This window comes from Serratia sp. 22264, from assembly GCF_052045345.1.
Taxonomy (GTDB): Bacteria; Pseudomonadota; Gammaproteobacteria; order Enterobacterales; family Enterobacteriaceae; genus Serratia; species Serratia plymuthica.
Genome location: NZ_JBQEOY010000001.1, coordinates 895,202 through 915,767 on the forward strand (window position 1 = coordinate 895,202; position 20,566 = coordinate 915,767).

19 protein-coding genes and 2 pseudogenes are annotated in these 20,566 nt (G+C 55.0%); 10 read left to right on the plus strand and 11 right to left on the minus strand.

Annotation, left to right across the window (positions count from 1 at the left end; all coding sequences use genetic code 11):
- Positions 1-49 precede the first annotated feature (49 nt).
- Positions 50-1,342, minus strand: coding sequence for an HdeD family acid-resistance protein (locus tag ACTJJ1_RS04385; RefSeq protein ID WP_440832536.1), 1,293 nt, complete (start codon positions 1,340-1,342; stop codon positions 50-52).
- 195 nt (positions 1,343-1,537) lie between these two features.
- Here ACTJJ1_RS04385 and ACTJJ1_RS04390 point away from each other — a divergent pair, with 195 nt between their 5' ends.
- Positions 1,538-2,098: a YniB family protein gene (locus ACTJJ1_RS04390; RefSeq protein ID WP_004943543.1), complete on the plus strand. Its 561-nt coding sequence runs from the start codon at positions 1,538-1,540 to the stop codon at positions 2,096-2,098.
- A gap of 40 nt (positions 2,099-2,138) precedes the next feature.
- On the opposite strand, the gene ACTJJ1_RS04395 is transcribed toward ACTJJ1_RS04390, so the two are convergent.
- Positions 2,139-3,008 (minus strand): fructosamine kinase family protein, encoded by an 870-nt coding sequence (locus ACTJJ1_RS04395; protein ID WP_004943546.1) that lies wholly within the window; start codon positions 3,006-3,008, stop codon positions 2,139-2,141.
- Between the two features lie 255 nt (positions 3,009-3,263).
- On the opposite strand from ACTJJ1_RS04395, the gene ACTJJ1_RS04400 reads away from it, so the two are divergent.
- Positions 3,264-3,713, plus strand: a complete 450-nt coding sequence (locus ACTJJ1_RS04400; protein WP_325986427.1) for a GNAT family N-acetyltransferase — start codon at positions 3,264-3,266, stop codon at positions 3,711-3,713.
- 37 nt (positions 3,714-3,750) lie between these two features.
- Here ACTJJ1_RS04400 and ACTJJ1_RS04405 read toward each other — a convergent pair whose 3' ends face one another.
- The 5 genes from ACTJJ1_RS04405 to ghoS form a co-directional block, all read right to left on the minus strand.
- Entirely contained in the window at positions 3,751-4,611 is an 861-nt protein-coding gene (locus ACTJJ1_RS04405) for a metal ABC transporter permease (RefSeq protein WP_006324890.1), read from the minus strand.
- Positions 4,611-5,471: a metal ABC transporter permease gene (locus ACTJJ1_RS04410; RefSeq protein WP_006324891.1), complete on the minus strand. Its 861-nt coding sequence runs from the start codon at positions 5,469-5,471 to the stop codon at positions 4,611-4,613. Before ACTJJ1_RS04410 ends, ACTJJ1_RS04405 begins: the two co-directional genes overlap by 1 nt.
- Positions 5,471-6,361, minus strand: coding sequence for a manganese/iron ABC transporter ATP-binding protein (locus ACTJJ1_RS04415; RefSeq protein WP_013812621.1), 891 nt, complete (start codon positions 6,359-6,361; stop codon positions 5,471-5,473). The genes ACTJJ1_RS04410 and ACTJJ1_RS04415 overlap by 1 nt, the downstream gene beginning before the upstream one ends.
- Complete coding sequence (locus ACTJJ1_RS04420) at positions 6,358-7,302, minus strand: metal ABC transporter substrate-binding protein (RefSeq protein WP_325986429.1); 945 nt, start codon at positions 7,300-7,302, stop codon at positions 6,358-6,360. Before ACTJJ1_RS04420 ends, ACTJJ1_RS04415 begins: the two co-directional genes overlap by 4 nt.
- A 130-nt stretch (positions 7,303-7,432) precedes the next feature.
- Positions 7,433-7,732 (minus strand): type V toxin-antitoxin system endoribonuclease antitoxin GhoS, encoded by a 300-nt coding sequence (gene ghoS / locus ACTJJ1_RS04425; protein WP_062870619.1) that lies wholly within the window; start codon positions 7,730-7,732, stop codon positions 7,433-7,435.
- Positions 7,733-7,841: 109 nt separating this feature from the next.
- On the opposite strand from ghoS, the gene ACTJJ1_RS04430 reads away from it, so the two are divergent.
- The 6 genes from ACTJJ1_RS04430 to ACTJJ1_RS04455 all read left to right on the plus strand — a co-directional run bounded on the left by ACTJJ1_RS04430 (position 7,842) and on the right by ACTJJ1_RS04455 (position 15,494).
- Positions 7,842-8,507 carry a transglycosylase SLT domain-containing protein gene (locus ACTJJ1_RS04430; RefSeq protein WP_004943568.1) on the plus strand — a complete coding sequence of 222 codons (666 nt, stop codon included), beginning with the start codon at positions 7,842-7,844 and terminating at the stop codon, positions 8,505-8,507.
- A gap of 309 nt (positions 8,508-8,816) precedes the next feature.
- Complete coding sequence (locus ACTJJ1_RS04435; protein WP_006324895.1) at positions 8,817-9,536, plus strand: gluconate 2-dehydrogenase subunit 3 family protein; 720 nt, start codon at positions 8,817-8,819, stop codon at positions 9,534-9,536.
- A 2-nt stretch (positions 9,537-9,538) separates the two neighbouring features.
- On the plus strand, positions 9,539-11,320 hold the full coding sequence (locus ACTJJ1_RS04440) for a GMC family oxidoreductase (protein WP_004943573.1): 1,782 nt from the start codon (positions 9,539-9,541) through the stop codon (positions 11,318-11,320).
- Positions 11,321-11,332: 12 nt separating this feature from the next.
- Positions 11,333-12,670 (plus strand): c-type cytochrome, encoded by a 1,338-nt coding sequence (locus ACTJJ1_RS04445; RefSeq protein WP_006324896.1) that lies wholly within the window; start codon positions 11,333-11,335, stop codon positions 12,668-12,670.
- A 255-nt stretch (positions 12,671-12,925) separates the two neighbouring features.
- The gene (locus ACTJJ1_RS04450) at positions 12,926-14,209 is read left to right on the plus strand and encodes an HAAAP family serine/threonine permease (protein ID WP_208905024.1); all 1,284 of its coding nucleotides are present in this window, start codon (positions 12,926-12,928) and stop codon (positions 14,207-14,209) included.
- Between the two features lie 151 nt (positions 14,210-14,360).
- Positions 14,361-15,494 carry an ABC transporter substrate-binding protein gene (locus ACTJJ1_RS04455; protein WP_004943580.1) on the plus strand — a complete coding sequence of 378 codons (1,134 nt, stop codon included), beginning with the start codon at positions 14,361-14,363 and terminating at the stop codon, positions 15,492-15,494.
- Between the two features lie 38 nt (positions 15,495-15,532).
- Here the strand turns inward: ACTJJ1_RS04455 and ACTJJ1_RS04460 are convergent, their stop codons facing one another.
- From ACTJJ1_RS04460 to ACTJJ1_RS04475, 4 genes and pseudogenes are all read right to left on the minus strand, one after another.
- Entirely contained in the window at positions 15,533-16,219 is a 687-nt protein-coding gene (locus ACTJJ1_RS04460) for a MarC family NAAT transporter (RefSeq protein WP_004943583.1), read from the minus strand.
- 137 nt (positions 16,220-16,356) lie between these two features.
- Positions 16,357-16,581: a hypothetical protein gene (locus ACTJJ1_RS04465; protein ID WP_020438906.1), complete on the minus strand. Its 225-nt coding sequence runs from the start codon at positions 16,579-16,581 to the stop codon at positions 16,357-16,359.
- A 289-nt stretch (positions 16,582-16,870) separates the two neighbouring features.
- Positions 16,871-17,041 (minus strand): annotated as a pseudogene (locus tag ACTJJ1_RS04470) (integrase core domain-containing protein); the annotation flags it as partial.
- Positions 17,042-17,158 (minus strand): annotated as a pseudogene (locus tag ACTJJ1_RS04475) (transposase); the annotation flags it as partial.
- 220 nt (positions 17,159-17,378) lie between these two features.
- Between ACTJJ1_RS04475 and ACTJJ1_RS04480 the strand changes: the two are divergent.
- The gene (locus ACTJJ1_RS04480) at positions 17,379-18,338 is read left to right on the plus strand and encodes a hypothetical protein (RefSeq protein WP_440832543.1); all 960 of its coding nucleotides are present in this window, start codon (positions 17,379-17,381) and stop codon (positions 18,336-18,338) included.
- 296 nt (positions 18,339-18,634) lie between these two features.
- Positions 18,635-20,563 carry a threonine--tRNA ligase gene (gene thrS / locus ACTJJ1_RS04485; RefSeq protein WP_440832545.1) on the plus strand — a complete coding sequence of 643 codons (1,929 nt, stop codon included), beginning with the start codon at positions 18,635-18,637 and terminating at the stop codon, positions 20,561-20,563.
- Positions 20,564-20,566 lie beyond the last annotated feature (3 nt).

Genomic DNA, 20,566 nt, shown 5'->3' on the forward strand with positions numbered 1-20,566 from the left:
CTGCCGCGTCGGTGAATGTGCCACCACTTTAGCATCGCCGGGAACCAGACTAAAATTTTTGCTTGCCGGATTGCGCCGCATTCGCTCCGGGCGCCTTGCCGAAACGCAGGATACGCCACAGATCGCGCAGTTTTGACCACCAGCGCTGGTGCTGCCGCTCGGTAACTTGCTGCAGCATGCGGGCATAGTCCAGCACCAACCCCGGCGTCCAGGTCATGGTCTCTCCGCGGCTACGCAACACCGCCAGCATCCACAGGTTGGGGTCGAGGATCAAAAACAGAAAACGCCGCCACAGAGGTTTGTCGCCCAATACGCCTTCCAGCGCACTGTCCAGCGCCAGGATCACCGTGGTGGAACAGTTACGGCGCGTCAGGTTGTAGGTTGTGTCCTGACGATACCCTTGCCAGAATGCGTGCAAGGCAGCTGGGTTATAACGGCGGAACTGGATTTTCTTGTCGGGTGGGCACCAGGCCGCTACCTCTTGCTGCAAGCCGGGCAGAAAGCGACCCTCGACGTTGTTTTGTTCGCCGGAGTGCAGTAACTGACGGAAATCCTGCACTGAATGGCTGATGTCATTCAGCGGATAATGGCTGATGTACAAATCCGGGGCCAGCTCCAGAGCGGCATGCCCGGTGGAAATATGGCCGCCGCCATCCACTGCGGCGATATAGCGGTCAACAATGTAGCGCCGGCGCGCATCTTTCGCCGCCGCCACCGGAGTCCAGACATAGACCGTCAAGGGGGCAGCCTGAACCGTTAGCGCAGCAGCAGGTTGCTGTCGGTTCAGGGAGAAGCTCTCCAGCCGCTGTGCAATGCGCAGTAACGCCCAGCCCGACAGCAAAAGCATGACGCCGACGCAAAAGGGGACCGTCATGCGGTGCGGTACCGGCCAGCCGGTAAAAATAAATAGCGACAGCAAGATTTCGAACCCCCCCGCCAACGCGACCAGTTTCCAGCGGCTGTGCTGGATCAGGGTAGAAGAGGCGATACGCACTGAACCGTCCAGCAGCAACGCGCTGCCGAACACCAGCGTGGCGACAATATTGTCGTCTGCGGGGACGTCCAGCACCAAAAAAGCCATCACCAGAAACCCCAGCCCCTTTAGCAATACCGGTCGGCTGGCGGTGGAGCCAATCACCAGTGCGGCGGAGATCGCCACCAGCCCCTCGAGTGCCAGTACCACCGCCAGTGCGTCCAGCGCCAACACCGAGCGGCCATCTTCTAGCACGTCAACTAACATCAGCAAACCGACGGCGATCCATGCCCAGCCAAACAGCAGCAGCGCACGCCGCTGGCCGCGCAGCGCCTGTGGACCCAATAACAAGATGATAAGGCGAACCATGGCGCCCCCTTTCAGAACGGATTGAATTAACTATATAGCCATTTAACGAGAATGCGTTGTCACCGTTAAGTTGTTGAAAACGGATAATCCCGGCTACGCTTGTAGCACAGCAAGGCTAAAGAAAACGGTGGGCGAGTTTCAGTAACTACAGGTAGACTTAGCCAATTACGGTTACGTCGCTTACAAGGGGAACACATGACGTATCAACAGGCTGGGCGCATCGCCATTGTGAAACGTATTCTTGGTTGGGTAGTTTTCATCCCCGCGTTGCTGTCAACGCTGATCTCGCTGCTGCTGTTTTTCTATCAGCACAGTGAGAAGACCAAGGGCATTAATGCGGTGATGCTGGATTTTGTCCACGTCATGGTGGATATGGTGCGCTTCAATACGCCGTTCCTGAATATCTTCTGGTATAACTCGCCGGTGCCGGACGTAGCGAAAAGCCTGTTCAGCGGCGCCAATCTGATGTTTATCGTTATCTATTTTTTGATTTTTGTCGGGCTGGCGTTGCAAGCCTCGGGCGCACGCATGTCGCGCCAGGTGAAGTTTATCCGTGAAGGCCTGGAGGACCAGATGATCCTCGAGCAGGCCAAGGGCAGTGAAGGGCATACGCGTGTGCAACTGGAAGAACGCATTACGCTGCCACGCCACACCATTTTTCTGCAGTACTTCCCGTTGTACATTCTGCCGGTAGTGATCGCGGTCATTGCCTGGTTCGTCATCAAGTTACTCGGCCAACTGGCCGGCGCCGCTTAAGACTGGACGAGGCCAAGGCGCTGGATTCAGCGCCTTGATACTATCGCGCTTGAGGGTGCAGCAACGCGTCTACTGCACGCTGCGCCTTGACCAGATGTTGGCCGCCGAACAGATTGCTGTGGTTAAGCAGGTAATACAGCTGATACAGCGGCTGGCGTTCAATAAAACCATGTTCCAACGGCCAGACACTCTGATACCCGTCATAAATCTGCGGCGGTAGCTCAGGGTGCAACGGCAGCATCGCCAGATCGCACTCGCGATCGCCCCAGTAGCTGGCAGGATCGAACAGGATCGGACCGTCGGCGGTCATGCCGCAGTTTCCCGGCCAGAGGTTGCCGTGCAACAGTGAAGGTTGCGGCTGATGGTGTTGCAGGCGTAGATACACTACGTCGATAATTTCATCAATATCACCAAAGGTCATGCCTTTCTCCGCCGCCAATTGCAGCTGCCAGCCGATGCGTTGCTCGGCAAAGAATTCCGACCAGCGGCGCTGCCAGGCATTGGGTTGCGGAGTGGTGGTCAAATCGTTATCGAAGTCGAGGCCGAACTGCGGCTGTTCACTCCATTTATGCAGATGAGCCAGCTGTTGGCCGAGGCAATGAGCGCCGTGGGCATCGAAGGGTTTCAGCGGCTGGTATTCCAGCAGCAGGAAGCTGTAGTCACGATCGCTGCCGACGCCATAAACCTGCGGCACCCGCACGGTTTTACTGCGTGCCAGCAGGGCCAGTTGATCGGCTTCGGCGGTAAAGATCGGTAGCATTTCGCGGGCATCACATTTGACAAATACCTCGTTGTCACCGTAACTCACGCGCCACGCCGGGTGGATCTCTCCCCCGGGCAGTTCAGTCCTTTCGCGGATTTCTGCGCTGCCAAGATGTTCACTTAACAGACGGCTAACGGCTTGCCACATGGTACACCCCCTCTGTGTTGCCTGCGAATTCATTAGGTTAGCCTCTTTACCGTTCCGAAAACACGACCTGGCGCACAGCTGGCACCGACGGCAGGCGATTTTTTCGCCAGTCGCGTTTGCTCAAAGTATATACGCTATTGATTCATTTAAGCACGCGGCCTATTGCAACTTCGTGGCACCGGAGCGATGTTTATCAGGTTGGCGGCAACAGGATACGTATAGAATGATTTTTATAATCAATAAGATGAGGGAGTTATGGAGCAGAACCGGCAGTGGCGTCGCGACGAATACCTGATAGATACGGATAAAAGTGAATTAAATTTGGCGTTCACTCACGCATTTTTGACCACCTCGAGTTGGGCGTCAGGCATTTCGCAGGAGACTGTGCAACTTTCCATCGACAACAGCCTGTGTTTTGGCCTCTATCATCACCGGCAACAGATAGGTTTTGCGCGTCTGGTGACGGATTACGCCACCTTCGGTTATCTGTGCGATGTGTTTGTCGCACTGGATTATCAGGGGCGTGGGCTGGCCCGCTGGCTGATGGACTGCACGCTGGAACATCCACTGCTGCAGCGGTTGCGGCGCGTTATGCTGGTGACCGGCACCGCGCCATGGCTGTATCAAAAAGTGGGATATGAAGCGTTGAATCGTCAGGACTATGTCTGGCATATCGTTCGGCCAGATATCTACCGGCAGCGGTAAGGATAAGCGGCGATGAGGGGGCTCACCGCCGCAAGCGTTAAGGTTTCTCGTTGCGCAACGCCTCTTCGTGACGTTGTAACGGCCTGAGTTTGCTGTAGAGCAGGGCGATAATAAACGCAATCGCCTGAACGATCACAATACAGGGGCCGGTCGCGCCGTCGATGTGAAAGCTGATCAGGGTACCGAGCACGCAGGAGAATACCGACACCAGCGTCGCGATGACCAGCATGCGATCGAAACTGCGGCACAGCATAAAGGCAATGATGCCCGGGGCTATCAGCATCGCAATCACCAGTATCACCCCGACTGCCTGCAGAGAAGCGACAATCGTCAGCGCCAGCAGGCACAGCAGCCCATAATGCAGCAGTTTTACCGGCAGACCTATGACCCTCGCATGGTTCGGGTCGAAACAGTAGAGCATCAGATCTTTGCGCTTGAGCAATACCACCACCAGCGTAATGCCGGCAATCAGCAGCGTTTGTTTCAGCTCGGCGTCGGTAATCCCCAGCATATTGCCGAACAGGATGTGGCTCAGATGCTGATCGGTATCGACGCGGGAAAACAGCACCAGCCCGAAGGCGAACATGCCGGAGAAAACGATGCCCATCACCGTATCCTCTTTCACCCGGCTGTTCTCTTTCAGGTAGCCGGTGGCTACCGCACAGAAAATGCCGGAGAAAAACGCGCCGATAACCACCGGGATGCCAAGTACGAACGCCACGACAATGCCGGGCAGAACAGCGTGCGAGATAGCATCGCCCATCAGCGACCAGCCTTTGAGCACCAGATAGCACGACAGCACCGCACACACCACGCCGGTCACGATAGCGGCCAGGATCGCCCGCTGCATAAACGGGTAGGCGAAGGGTTCACTGAGCAGTTGATACAGGGTTTCCATCAGTGGCCTCCGGTCTGTTCACGGGCGACGCGGCGCCGGGACGCCAGCAGGCCGTGTTTGGGGGCGAAGAAAAACGCCGCCAGGAACACCAGCGTCTGCAGGGTCACGATCACGCCGCCGGTAGCGCCGTCAAGGAAGAAGCTCAGGTAGGCACCGACACCGCTGGTCAGTGCGCCGATGACGATGGCGATGATCACCAAACGGCTAAAGCGGTCGGTCAGCAGATAGGCGGTGGCGCCTGGCGTAATCACCATGGCGATCACCAAAATCGCCCCGACGGTTTGTAGCGCCGCGACGGTGCAGGCGCTGAGCAGGGTGAAGAACAGGATTTTCATCCGCAGCGGCGACAGACCAATCGACACCGCGTGGCTTTCGTCAAAGAACACCGCCAGCAGGTCTTTCCACACCAGGCACAGAATCAGCAGTGAAACGCCGATGATAATCTCGACCTGCAGCACGTCTTCGTCGGCGATGCCGAGAATATTGCCGAAGATAATCGACTGCACGTTAATCGACGTAGGATTGAGTGAAATGATCAGCAGCCCAACGGCGAAGAAGGTCGAAAAAATAAAGCCGATGATGGCGTCTTCGCGCAGGCGGGTGACGTGGCGTACCAGCGTCATGGCCAGCGCGGCCAGCATGCCGGTGAAGAAGGCCCCGGCGGCGTACGGCAGACCAAGGGCATAGGCCCCGGCGACGCCAGGCACCACCGAGTGCGACAGCGCATCGCCCATCAGCGACCAGCCTTTCAGCATCAGGTAGGCCGACAGGAACGCGCAGGCGGCGCCGACGATGGCGCTGACCCAGATCGCTTTGACCATGTAGTTGTAATGGAAGGGTTGCAGCAAAATGTCCAGCATCAGAGTTGCTTCTCCTTTGGCTGGCTTTGCGCCGGAGGGTCGCTCTTGGTATGGCCGTAGAACACCGCCGGGCGTTCGTCATCGGTCAATACCGTCACGGTGCGCGGATCGTTATCGTCGTGCAGATCCGGGCCGGACAGGTTGATATGGCGCAACACGCCGCCGAACGCCTGTTCCAGATTGCTTTGGGTAAAGGTGGTTTCGGTTGGGCCGGCAGCCAGCACAGTGCGGTTAATCAGGATCACCCGGTCGCAGAATTCCGGCACGCTGCCCAGGTTATGGGTGGAAACCAGGATCAGGTGACCCTCGTCACGCAACGCGCGCAGCAGATCGATAATTGCGTTCTCGGTTTTGACGTCCACGCCGGTGAAGGGCTCATCCAACAGCAGCACGGAACCTTGTTGCGCCAGCGCCCGCGCCAGGAACACCCGTTTTTTCTGCCCGCCGGAAAGTTCGCCGATCTGGCGAGTACGCAGTTCGCTCAGGCCAACGCGCTCCAGTGCTTTGTCGACGCGCAGTCGGTCTTCCCGGGAGGGAATGCGCAGAAAATTCATCTTGCCGTAGCGGCCCATCATCACAACGTCTTCTACCAGCACCGGGAAGTTCCAGTCGACGTCTTCGGTTTGCGGGACGTAGGCAATAATATTTTTTTTCAGCGCTTGCGCCACCGGTTTGTCGTTCAACTGCACACGGCCGGTGGTGGGTTTGACCAGCCCCATGATGCTTTTGAACAGCGTCGACTTGCCGCTGCCGTTGACGCCGACCAACGCGCAAATGGCGCCGCCGCTCAGGTTAAAACTGGCGTTGTGGATCGCGGTATGGCCGTTGTTGTAGGTAACGGTAACGTCATCCACGATCAGCTCAGGGCGGACAAAAACCTCGGTGGTCATTGATCAAATCCTTTGGCGATGGTTTGTACGGTGACGTTCAGCAGGTCTATATACGTCGGTACCGGGCCGCCCTGGGTGGACAACGAATCGACATACAGCACGCCGCCGTACTTCGCCCCGGTTTCTTTCGCTACCTGCCTGGCCGGCTTGTCGGAGATGGTGCTTTCGCTGAAGACCACAGGAATGCGGTTGGCGCGAACGGCGTCGATGACCCGGCGAACTTGCTGCGGCGAACCTTGCTCGTCGGCGTTAATTGGCCACAGATAGACTTCTTTCAACTGATAGTCTTTCGCCAGATAGCTGAATGCGCCTTCGCTGGTAACCAACCAACGTTGGGCTGCGGGAATACGCGACAGGCGCTCGCGCAGCGGGGCATCCAGCGCGCTGATTTTGGCGGCATAGGCTTTGGCGTTGCGGTTATAGGTTTCTGCGTTGGCCGGGTCGTGCTGCACCAGGGCTTTACGGATATTTTCTATATAGATAAGCGCATTGCTGGCAGACATCCAGGCATGCGGATTCGGGTTGCCGTTATACGGCCCTTCGCGGATTGGCAGCGGGGTGATGCCTTCGGTCACCACGGCGGCGGGAACCTGTTTGATGTTTTCGAAGAAGCGTTGGAACCAACGTTCGAGGTTCATGCCGTTCCACAGGATCAAATCGGCGTGCTGCGCTTTAACGATATCGCGTGGCGTTGGTTGATAATCGTGGATCTCCGCTCCCGGCTTGGTAATAGATTCAACCACCGCGGCGTCGCCGGCCACGTTTTGAGCGATGTCCTGAATGATGGTGAAGGTCGTCACCACGCGCAGTTTCTTTTCCGCTAAAGCGGGATTGCCGGCGAGGCCCGCGACGAGCAGCAGACACAGTAGAGCAAAAGGGCGGTAAAACGCCGCAGCCTGAATGAGTGGCAGGCGGGGAAAAGCGCGTTGTTTCAAAAGCATGGTGACATCTCCTGGCTCAAATGAAAATGATTATCAATATCATTTATGGCAAAGTCAAGCGTCACCTTCAGGCTGACGGCAGGTTACTAATCCATTGCAAAAATAATACCGTCAGGTGAGTTATAGCATTTTATGTATCAGTATGTAACCGCTTAACGTACTCCTCATAGCGGGCTATGTCGACCTCCGGCGTTTTCCCCAGGGCAACCTCCCCGAGCTTTTGCGCCAACTGTTGTACATCCTGTTGATCCAGTGGGGTTATAAACGCAAAACTGTTGCTGCTCAACGGATGCGGAATGCCCTGTTCGTCTGTCACCGAAGTGACAAATCCATCGCGGGTTAATTGTCCGGTAAGCTTGGCCAAATCAGCCAATCCTTCTTCCTGATAGCGGAAAGTCACCACAAAACACGTCGTCGCAGATTGACTCATAAATCACCTCTTGGTATATGAATAGCTTGAGATTAGACCAAAAAAATTATGCAGGCGTCCTTACAAGTTGTATATGCTACGCAACCCATTGAAAGGAGTGAGGGATTCTGTGAAAACAAAAATCGGTTGCCTGACGGCAATCTTGCTTTTGTCGGGGTGCGCCAAAGACCCGCAAACGACAAGTACTATTTCGGGCAGTGGCACATCGCGCGGCGGTTGGTTAAAGACTCCCCCGCAGGCTCCGGTTAACCGTACAGGGACGCCGATAGCCTATAACGATTACATTCGTCAGGCCGCCAGCAGTTATGGCGTTGACGAAACGCTGATTAAAGCGATCATTCAGGTGGAGTCCGGGTTTAACCCGAACGTGGTCAGCACCTCGAACGCCGTGGGATTAATGCAGCTGAAACCGTCAACCGCCGGGCGTGACGCCTATCGTTTGAAAGGCAGAAGCGGGCAGCCCAGCTCGCGTGAGTTGAAGGATCCGGCGGTTAATATTGATCTGGGAACGGCCTATATCAATATTCTTCAAAGCCAGCAGCTAGCCGGGATCAACAACCCACAGACCTTGCGTTACGCCACCATCGTTTCTTATGTCAATGGGGCCGGCGCCATGTTGCGCACGTTCTCATCGGACAAGCGCGTGGCGGTAAACCGCATTAATCAGATGAGCCCGGATGAGTTTTACCAGCACATCCAGAAAAAGCACCCGGCCCCGCAAGCGCCGCGCTATTTATGGAAGGTCACGACGGCCTATCAGGCCATGTCGCAGTAAGCTTTATTTCTCACTAAAACCGGTCGCTCGCAGCGGCCGGTTTTTCTTTATCGACGCGGCAACATCGCGACGTATCTCTCATTTTTCGTTATTTCCCATCCTGTTACCTCAAAAACCGCACAAATAGTTAATTTTACATTAACGGTCATTTCTTTACGTTCATTCAATAAGTTACCGGTAACATTTTGGCTTGAGTTCACAAAGTAACCTTCAAAAAATAGACAAATACGTAACAAATTATTTTTAAATCCCGCAATATTCACAAGGTTGAGGTTAAATAGTTGTGATTATCTTTGGATGGAATGTGACATGTCGGACGATAAAACTAACAACTCACGGCGCGATTTCCTGCTGAAATCGATGACTTTAATTCCCGCAGCGGTGATTGGCGGCAGTGGCGTCAGCGCCCTGACGGCACCCATGCCTGCTGTCGCGGCTACAGACACCCCAACGGACTACCAGCCCACGTTTTTCACCCCGGAAGAATGGGCATTTATCAAGGCCGCTGCGGCGCGCCTGATCCCGGCTGACGATCGCGGCCCTGGTGCCCTGGAAGCCGGCGTGCCGGAGTTTATCGATCGCCAGATGAATACCCCGTATGCCACAGGTTCAATCTGGTACATGCAAGGGCCATTCAACCCGGATGTGCCGAAAGAGATGGGTTACCAGCTACCGCTGGTGCCGAAGCAGATTTATAACCTGGGCATCAGTGACGCCGATGCCTACTGCAAGAAAACCGCCGGCAAGCCCTTTGCCGAGCTGGACGCTGCACAGCAGGATGCGCTGCTGCAGAAGTTTGAATCAGGTGAGGCGGAATTCTCGCAGTTACCGGCCAAACTGTTCTTTTCCTACCTGCTGCAAAACACCCGCGAAGGTTTCTTCAGCGATCCCATCCATGGCGGCAACAAAGACATGGTTGGCTGGAAGCTGATTAATTTTCCGGGCGCGCGCGCCGACTTTATGGACTGGGTTGAGCGAGGGGAACGTTATCCCTTCCCACCGGTATCAATTCGTGGGGAGAGGGGGTAACCATGGCAACGGTAATGAAAAAAGTGGACGCGGTGATCGTCGGCTTCGGCTGGGTCGGCGCGATTATGGCCAAAGAACTGACCGAGGCGGGCCTGAACGTGGTGGCGCTGGAGCGCGGCCCGATGCGCGATACCTATCCGGACGGCTCCTACCCGCAGGTGATTGACGAGCTGACCTATAATATCCGCCGAAAATTATTCCAGGATCTGTCGAAAAGCACCGTGACCATTCGGCATAACACCAGCCAAACCGCAGTGCCTTATCGCCAACTGGCGGCCTTCCTGCCGGGCACCGGCGTAGGTGGCGCGGGCCTGCACTGGTCCGGCGTGCATTTTCGCGTTGACCCGATCGAGTTGCGCATGCGCAGCCACTACGAAGAGCGCTACGGCAAGAGTTTTATCCCGAAAGACATGACCATTCAGGACTTCGGCGTGACTTACGACGAGCTGGAGCCGTTCTTCGATAAAGCCGAAAAAGTGTTTGGCACTTCCGGCACCGCCTGGACCATCAAGGGCCAGAAAGTGGCGCAGAAGGGCGGCAACCGCTTTGCGGCCGATCGCTCCAGCGATTTCCCGCTGCCGGCCCAGAAGAATACCTTCTCCGCCCAACTGTTCGAGAAGGCGGCGCTGGAGGTGGGTTATCATCCGTATAATCTGCCTTCCGCCAACACGTCGGACTCCTATACCAACCCCTACGGCGCGCAGATGGGGCCGTGCAACTTCTGCGGTTTCTGCAGTGGTTACGCCTGCTATATGTATTCCAAGGCATCGCCGAACGTCAATATTTTGCCGGCGTTGCGCATGGAGAAGCGCTTCGAGCTGCGTACCAACGCCAACGTGCTGAAAGTGAACCTGAGCGCCGACAAATCCCGCGCCACCGGCGTGAATTACGTCGATGCGCAGGGCCGCGAAATCGAACAGCCGGCGGAGCTGGTGATCCTGGGCGCCTTCCAGTTCCACAACGTGCACCTGATGCTGCTGTCCGGCATCGGCAAGCCTTACGATCCGGTGACCGGCGAGGGCGTGGTCGGGCGTAATTTCGCCTATCAGAACATGACCACCATTAAAGCGTTTTTCGACAAGGACGTGTTCACCAACCCGTTCATCGGTGCCGGCGGCAACGGCGTCGGGGTGGACGATTTCAACGCCGATAACTTCGACCATGCCAAAGAAGGCTTTGTCGGCGGTTCGCCATTCTGGGTCAACCAGGCGGGCACCAAACCGATTTCCGGCTTGCCGACGCCTCCGGGCACCCCTGCCTGGGGCAGCAAGTGGAAAGCGGCAGTGGCGGACGCCTACACCCATCACGTGTCGATGGACGCCCACGGTGCGCATCAGTCGTACCGCAGCAACTATCTGGACCTGGATCCCACCTACAAGAACGTGTTTGGTCAGCCGCTGCTGCGCATGACGTTCGACTGGCAGGAAAACGACGTCAAGATGGCGCAATTCATGTACGACAAAATGGCGCCGATCGCCAAAGCGATGAACCCGAAATTGATCGCCGGCAGCCCGAAAAACGCCAACAGCCATTTTGACACCACCAGTTACCAGACCACGCACATGAACGGCGGCGCGGTAATGGGCGAAGATCCGAAGACCAGCGCGGTAAACCGCTATCTGCAAAGCTGGGACGTGCACAACGTGTTTTCCATCGGCGCGTCGGCCTTCCCGCAAGGGCTGGGTTACAACCCGACCGGCACTGTGGCCGCGTTGGCTTACTGGTCTGCCCGCGCGATTCGCGAGCAGTATCTGAAAAACCCAGGCCCTCTGGTGCAGGCATAAGGACGGCGACCGATGAAAGCATTTGTTCCCGCACTGGTTCTCAGTGCACTGAGTTTTTCCGTTTGGGCGCAGGACGCCACGGTCAGCAGCGAGTTGATCAAACGCGGCGAGTACCTGGCGCGCGCCGGTGACTGCGTGGCCTGCCACACCAACGGTAAAAGCGGTAAAGAGTTTGCCGGCGGTTTGGCGATGGAAACGCCGATCGGCACTATTTACTCCACCAATATCTCGCCGGATAAAAAGACCGGTATCGGTGATTACAGCTTTGAAGACTTCGATAACGCGGTGCGCAAGGGCGTTGCCAAAAACGGCAGCACCCTGTACCCGGCGATGCCTTATCCGTCGTTCGCGCTGGTGAAAGAGGACGACATGCGCGCCATGTACGCCTATTTCATGCACGGCGTGCAGCCGGTGGAGCAGGCTAATAAGGATTCCGATATCCCCTGGCCGCTGTCAATGCGCTGGCCGTTGAGTATTTGGCGTGGCATGTTTGCGCCGACGCCGGCGGATTTTGTCGCTGACGCCAAAGCCGATCCGGTGGTCGAACGCGGTCGTTATCTGGTGGAAGGGTTGGGGCACTGCGGCGCCTGCCACACGCCGCGCAGTATCACCATGCAGGAAAAATCGCTGAGCAATAACGACGGCGACAACTACCTGTCCGGCAGCAACGCGCCGATCGACGGTTGGGTAGCCTCCAGCCTGCGCGGGGACACTAAGGACGGATTGGGGACCTGGAGCGAAGCCGAACTGACCGAGTTCCTGAAAACCGGTCGCAACGACAAATCCATCGTGTTCGGCGGCATGAGCGACGTGGTTGAACACAGCCTGCAGTATCTCAGCGATGAAGACCTGACGGCGATCTCGCGCTACCTGAAAACGCTGCCGCCGAAAGATGGCAAGCAGCAGGCGGCTCCGGTCGAGGATAGCGTTGCCAAGGATCTGTGGCGCGGTAACGACAGCAAGCCAGGCGCGGCGTTGTACGTCGATAACTGCGCGGCCTGTCACCGTACCGACGGTGTGGGTTACAAACGTGCCTTCCCGGCACTGAAGGGCAACCCGGTGGTACAAACCGACGATGCGACCTCGCTGATCCACATCGTGCTGACCGGCAATACCACGCCGGCGGTGAAAGGGGCGGTGTCCAACCTCACCATGCCGCCGTTCGGCTGGCGCCTGAACGACCAGCAGGTGGCGGATGTGGTCAACTTTATCCGTTCCAGTTGGGGCAACAGCGCCAAGCCAATCGATGCCTCGGACGTGGCCGACGTGCGTAAAGACCGCACGATGATCCGCAATGAGAAGGAGATGGGTAGCGCCGAAGTGCCGGATCATCCGGACGCCAACAAGTAAACCGCCAGGGGCCTCCAGAGGCCCCTGTTTTTTGCCTCTAGCCATCCATTCCCGCACTGAAAATCGCTCATGAAGCGCGCAGTTAGCCGCCAAGAGATAGACCCGAGCAGCGTTTTTAATTATCCTTTGCCGTCCTTTTATCAAGCACAAGAATGAAATACTGCATTAATCCCTTGATTAATGTTAAAAAATTCGCGGAGAAGGATATCCCATTGAGCGCAATCGTTGTCGCTGAAGAGTAAGGTGAGCTTTCCTATGAGTACGATTTCTCCCGATTCAGGTACGCAGGCCGCTACCCAAGCGGCCAAATGGAACAAAACCGATACGGTGTGGATGTTTGGCCTCTATGCCACCGCTGTCGGCGCAGGCACGCTGTTCCTGCCGATCAATGCCGGTTTGAACGGCCCTCTGGTGCTGTTGTTGATGGCACTGTTTGCTTTTCCTCTGACCTATTTACCGCATCGCGCACTGAGCCGCTTTGTGCTTTCCGGTTCCAGCCGCGACGGCAATATCCATGATGTGGTGGTCGAACACTTTGGCGTGCTGGCGGGTAAAATCATCATGGTGTTGTACCTGATGGCGTTTTTCCCGATCGTGCTGGTATACAGCATTTCGATTACCAACGCCCTGGACAGCTTCCTGATCCATCAGTTTCACCTGACGCCGCTGCCGCGTATCTGGTTGAGCCTGGCGGTGGTGGTGGTGTTGAATCTGGTGCTGCTGCGCGGTAAAGACGCTATTGTCGCGGCGATGGGCATGCTGGTGTTCCCGTTACTGGTGTTCCTGATGGGCATTTCGCTGTACCTGATACCGACCTGGCAGACGGCGAACTTCGTCAGCGGCCTGGCCAATACCCAGTTCAGCAGCCCGGATTTGTGGCATTCGTTGTGGCTGGCGGTGCCGGTGATGGTGTTTTCCTTCAGCCATGCGCCGATTATTTCGTCCTTCGCCTCTACCCAGAAAAGCCTGTATGGCGACAAGGCCGAACGCCGCTGCGCACGTATCATGCGTTACAGCTATGTGCTGATCTGCGTCACCGTGCTGTTCTTTGTCTTCAGTTGCGTGCTGAGTTTGTCTCATGCGGACATGCAACAGGCGAAGGATCAGAACATCACCGTGCTGACCACGCTGGCGAACAAATTCTCCAACCCGTTGATTGCCTATCTTGGCCCGGTGATGGCGATACTGGCGATGTCCAAGTCCTACCTCGGCACTTCGCTTGGCGTTACCGAAGGGGCGACCAGCCTGATTGACGGTTTGACGCGAGCGGTCGGTAAGCCGTTAAGTTCGCGCATCACGCATCGCCTCTCCGCCGTGCTGCTGTTCCTGCTCACCTGGGCGGCCACGGTCTGGAATCCTAGCGCGTTGCATATTATCGAAACCATCAGCGGCCCGTTGATTGCGGTAATCCTGTTTATTTTGCCGATGTACGCGGTGCGTGCGGTGCCCGCGATGCACCGCTACCGTGCGCCGAGCAACGTCTTCGTGCTGGTGATGGGCCTGATTGCGCTTTCTGCGCTGATTTACGGCCTGGTTTAACCTCTGTGGCGCGCCGAAACCGGCGCGCCACGCTTCCTTCTGATTCACATCCATTTTCAATTAAATCGTCATCTGCTTAGCGTTGTCTTTGATAATAGAAGCCATTCTCATTATTATTTACCGAGAATTTTTCTACGCTAAGGAGCTTTACGTGCATCGTCGAATCACCCTGCTGGCATTGGCCTGCGCCTGCGTTTTATCTGCTCAGGCGATGGCGACCACCTATCCGTTGACCCTGACCGACACTTCCGGCGCAAGCGTGACGATTAAACAAGAGCCGAAACGCGTTGTGGTGCAGGACGGACGCGATATTTTGACGCTGGCTTTGCTTGATCGCGCCGATCCCTTCACCCGGCTGGTGGCGTGGAACAACCTGCTGAAGAAAAGCGACGGTGAAACCTGGAAAATCCTCGAGAGCAAATGGCCTGAGGCGAAGAACATTATCGATATGGGCTTCAGCGACAAGGGCGAGATTAATCTGGAAAGCGTGATAGCGAAACACCCCGATCTGATGGTGGCGCAGTTGCGTTCCAAACCGTCGTTGAGCCAGACCGGCGTACTGGACAAGCTGAAAGCGTTGAACATTCCGGTGCTGTTTATCGACACCATGCTGAAGCCGGTGGAAAACACCCCGAAAAGTATCCAACTGTTGGGGGAGACACTGAACCGCGAGAGCGAAGCGAAGCAATACACCGATTTCTACCAGCAGCATTATCAGAGCATCCTCGATAAAACCAAAGCGGTAGAGCCAAAGCCGCTGGTGTTTATCGAAGCGAAAGCCGGTTTGAACGGGCTTGAGTCTTGCTGCTTCACCCATTCGCACGTCGGCTGGGGTGGGATGGTGGAAGCCGTGGGCGCCCGCAACCTGGGTTCCGAACTGCTGCCCGGCGCCACCGGCGACGTCTCGCTTGAAAAAGTGATCAGCATGAAGCCGGATGCCTATATCGTTTCCGGCTCCCAGTGGGCCAGCAAAACCAATGCCGCGGTGCCCTTTGGCTATGGCGTTACCCAGCAGCAGGTTGACGAGGCTTTCAACCGCATGAAACAGCGTCCGGGTTTCGCCCAACTCTCGGCGGTGAAAGAGGGCCGTTTCTACGGCATTTACCACAATTTCTATAATCACCCGTACAACATCGTTGGGTTGGAGTATCTGGCGAAGTTTATCTACCCGAATCAGTTCAAAGACTTGGATCCGGCGAAAACCTACAGCGAGATCCTCAGCCGCTTTACCGAAGTGCCGGAAGGAAAGGGGATTCTGGGTGCTCAGGCACCGGTAGGGAAGTAAATATAGCGGGCGCGTTTCACCGATTCGCGCCCGTTTTATCAGGCCGCAGGCGTATAGGTGGAGATAATCTCCAGCACGCCGTTGATAATGAACTGCACGCCCATACACACCAGCAGGAACCCCATAAGGCGCGAGATCGCCTCGATCCCGCTCTTGCCCACCAGACGCATAATGGCACCTGAGCTTCTCAGGCAACCCCAGAGTATTACCGCCACCGACAGGAAAATCGCCACCGGCGCCACCAACAGCACCCAATGCTCAAATCCCAGCGTGTTAGCTTTAATGCTCGACGCCGAACTGATGATCATGGCGATGGTGCCGGGGCCGGCGGTGCTTGGCATGGCCAGTGGCACGAAGGCGATGTTGACCGAGGTTTTCTTGCGCAACTCGTTTGACTTGGTTTCCACCTCCGGCGCATCTTCTGCACTTTGCTGCGGAAAAAGCATGCGAAAACCGATAAACGCCACAATCAGCCCGCCGGCGATGCGCAGGCCGGGAATGGAGATGCCGAAGGTGTTCATGACCAACTGGCCGGCGTAGAACGCTACCGTCATGATGAGGAACACGTAGACCGACGCCATCAGCGACTGCTGATTGCGTTCTTCACGTGTCATATTGCCCGACAGGCCGAGCAACAACGCCACGGTGGTAAGCGGGTTGGCAAGCGGCAGTAGCAGCACCAGACCCAATCCGATGGCCTGGAATAACTGCATGATACTCGACATAAAGCAGACCTCTGTTTTCAGTTAACGCCACGGCGCGGCGTAAAAATAATAGAGTAGCCTGCCGGGAGATCACCAGCAATGGCGAAAGGGGGAGAACATTTGAAAATTCACAATGTTGACACGGAATTGATACCCGATCAGCCCTGCGTATTGGGTGGCGTCAATTCGGGCGCAGGGTCTGCAGAAGTGTCATCGTCGTCGTTCACGCAGTCATTGGCAATGTCCGGGGTATCTTCGCATTCCATCGGCGGTTCGTTGACCGCAATGGCCCGTGGGTGGCGATCGGTGCCGAGGTGAAGCAGAGTGAAACTCGCCACAAGCACCACGCAGACGCCGACGAGTAACTTAAATAACCGGTTCATGATGCGGGGGAATGTCTCAATTCAGCCGTTAGTGGCAACAGGATAGCGGTAGCGGACAAGGTTCGCCACAGCTGATTTGTGCAATGTTATTACTTGCTCATCGCGGATGAAATTTCCTGCAGGGAACGCAGCCACCTCAAGAGGGCATGTCTTGATGCTTATCAAAATCTGCTCTTTCCGACAACGTAGAAATGCAATCATCAATGCCTCGTTACTCCCCTAGTGGCACCCTGGCTAACCAATGCAGAACCTAGGGCTGCCTTCCTTTGTAAGCCTATCCGTTTTAGTTTCACACACTTTTTGAGATTTCCGGTTTTTCAGCCATCAGCCGGTATTCTTCCGGTGTCAGGCTATTCAGGGATTCATGAGGCCGCCCGCTGTTGTATTCAGCCAGCCAGCGCGCCATGATCTCCTGTGCTTCATTCAGCGTTCTGAACAGGTAAAAATCCAGTATTCCTGTCCAAAATCTGGCTTTAGAGATAGCGGCCTCACGGCAAACCTCTTTGACCGTACGCCCGGCTTCGACAGACTTTAGAATGGCGATGATCTGGTGTTGAGTGAATCGGGCTTTACGCATGGCGTTCTCCTCAGTGGATATAATCCGTATGTCGGAAGATCGCTAAAAGTGAATGGTTCGGTTAAGCGGGACACTTATACCTTGTTTACTCCTCTATTGCACAACGGGAATGAAGAGATCGTATGGGCTACAAGTGAGAAATTGAGTCGTTGGAGATTATATCAGTCCACCTGTGTTCATATTTACATCAATATTCACCAGTAAGTTAAAAGGAGTAAAAATGATGATGAGGATTTTATTTATTTTGTGTCTCGGCCTCGCTACAGGTTCTGCGTCGGCTGCTGGACCGAATGTGAATATAAAGTATTATGGTTATGATTGGCTCGACTTTTATGAAAATGCTTCTCCCTCTTATAATGCAACCGCAGCCTTAAATGCGATTTCTGACGTTGGGTTCAGTACGACAAACCTTAATGTCGTGCATTCCATTAAAAGTTTGAGTTTGCCGATTTGTGCCCAAGGGCAATGTGTGCTGAATGTACAAGCTGGATCCGGCTCCGTTGCAGGTTCGCCGTTCGTGGACATTTGTCCAGGAGCAACAAATGACAGTAGCTGTCAGGCTGTAGGGTCATGGGCAAATATTTGGCGTATTGTGCAGGAAATCAGTAAGGCTACATATCGTCCAGGCGCTATTTATTTTATTGATGAGCCGTTCGATGTTCCCGCTTTGCAAACTGGCGATAAATATGTTCCATATCAATATTCCAGTTATCTATGTACTCTCCGACAGGCCATGAAAAATTACGGGTTAGCTGTCCCGGTTTATACTGTTTTGAGTTACAGACACACCCATATACCAGAATATGTCAATGAAATACAAAAAGGTGCGCCGACAACTGCCTGCCCTGGAGATGTGAATAGTAAGCCTGACTGGATAGGGGTCGATAATTACAATTGGTCCGTATCTGACATGTGGGAAACCTACAACCGTCTGGCACCGACCAATAATAGTCAAAAATGGGTTTTGGTTCCGCCATCTAGTGCGTCCCTTGGCCTGAATGACGAACAGCTTCATACGCAAATTCAATTGTATTGGGATTTTATTAACCAATATCCCAAAGCGCCGGTGGTTTACATCATGAACTGGCGGTTTGACAGAAGTGTTACGGAAAATCGCGATGTGTATAAGACATCAACTGCGCTGTTATCTTTTATGGCGAACACTATTCTCGCCAATTAGGAATAAATAGCGAACGTCTTGTCCTCGCCGTCAACCGGCGAGGATAGGTTTTTCCGTACTGGTGGCGAGTGATCCTGTTTGACAAACTCTCCGGTAGATGGCGCGCTAATCATAGTGTTACACTGCCCGTTCCGTTATGGCGTCGCACCATGGCACACCGTAAATTGTGTGCTTATGAGGGTACATATTTGGCAGAGTGAAGCTGAATAGCGTTCATAACAACATGTAGTTAAACGATATTGTATTTCTTCATGTGATCTGTCGTGTGGGTCACCACTGTAGATAAGGAATCATTAATGCCTGTTATTACTCTTCCTGACGGAAGTCAGCGTCATTTCGACCGCGCCGTTTCCCCCCTGGATGTTGCCCTTGATATCGGCCCTGGTTTGGCCAAAGCCTGTATTGCCGGCCGTGTAAACGGTGAACTGGTGGATGCCGGCGATCTGATCGAATCCGATGCGCAACTGGCGATTATCACCATCAAGGACGCCGAAGGCCTGGAAATCATGCGCCACTCCTGTGCGCACCTGTTGGGCCATGCTATCAAGCAGCTGTGGCCGGACACCAAAATGGCCATCGGCCCGGTGATCGACAACGGTTTCTACTATGACGTTGATATTGACCGTACCCTGACGCAGGAAGACCTGGATCTGCTGGAAAAGCGGATGCATGAGTTGGCCGATAAAGATTATGACGTCATCAAGAAAAAGGTCAGCTGGCAAGAAGCCCGCGACACCTTTGCCGCGCGTGGTGAAAACTACAAAGTGGCGATTCTGGATGAGAACATCAGCCGTGACGACCGTCCTGGCCTGTATCACCATGAAGAATATATCGACATGTGCCGCGGTCCGCACGTGCCGAACATGCGTTTCTGCCATCACTTCAAACTGCAGAAAACCTCGGGCGCCTACTGGCGTGGCGACAGCAAGAACAAAATGCTGCAGCGTATCTACGGTACTGCCTGGGCAGACAAGAAACAGCTGAATGCCTACCTGCAACGTCTGGAAGAAGCCGCCAAGCGTGACCACCGCAAGATCGGCAAGCAACTCGACCTGTATCATATGCAGGAAGAAGCGCCGGGTATGGTGTTCTGGCACAACGACGGCTGGACGATTTTCCGCGAGCTGGAAGCCTTTGTGCGCATGAAGCTCAAAGAGTACCAGTATCAGGAAGTGAAAGGGCCATTTATGATGGACCGTGTGCTGTGGGAAAAAACCGGCCACTGGGAAAACTATAAAGACGCCATGTTCACGACCTCGTCGGAAAACCGCGAGTACTGCATCAAGCCGATGAACTGCCCGGGACACGTGCAGATCTTCAACCAGGGCCTGAAGTCTTACCGTGATTTGCCGCTGCGCATGGGCGAGTTCGGCAGTTGCCACCGCAACGAGCCTTCGGGTTCTCTGCATGGCCTGATGCGCGTGCGTGGTTTCACTCAGGATGACGCCCATATCTTCTGTACGGAAGAGCAGGTGCGTGCCGAAGTGAACGAATGCATCAGAATGGTCTATGATGTTTACGGCACCTTTGGCTTCGAAAAGATCGCAGTTAAACTCTCCACCCGCCCTGAGAAGCGCATCGGCACTGACGATATGTGGACTCGTGCGGAAGAGGATCTGGCTGCGGCGCTGACCGAAAACGGGATTCCATTTGAATATCAGCCGGGTGAGGGCGCCTTCTACGGACCAAAAATTGAATTTACTCTGCATGATTGTTTGGATCGTGCATGGCAATGTGGTACCGTGCAGCTCGATTTCTTCTTACCGGGCCGTTTAGGCGCGTCGTATGTTGGCGAAAACAACGATCGCGTGGTACCGGTAATGATTCACCGTGCTATTTTGGGCTCCATGGAGCGTTTCATCGGTATCCTTACCGAAGAGTACGCAGGGTTTTACCCAACCTGGATTGCTCCGGTGCAGGTGGTGGTGATGAATATCACCGATAGCCAGTCTGATTATGTCCAGCAATTGACCAAAAAACTGCAAGAGGCAGGGATTCGTGTTAAAGCGGACTTGAGAAATGAGAAGATTGGCTTTAAAATTCGCGAACATACTTTACGTCGGGTTCCTTACATGTTGGTGTGCGGTGATAAAGAGGTCGAATCAGGCAAAGTTGCCGTTCGTACCCGCCGTGGCAAAGACCTGGGAAGCCTCGACGTAAACGAAGTCGTAGACAAGCTGCTGAAAGAGATTCGCAGCCGTAGTCTTCATCAACTGGAGGAATAAAGT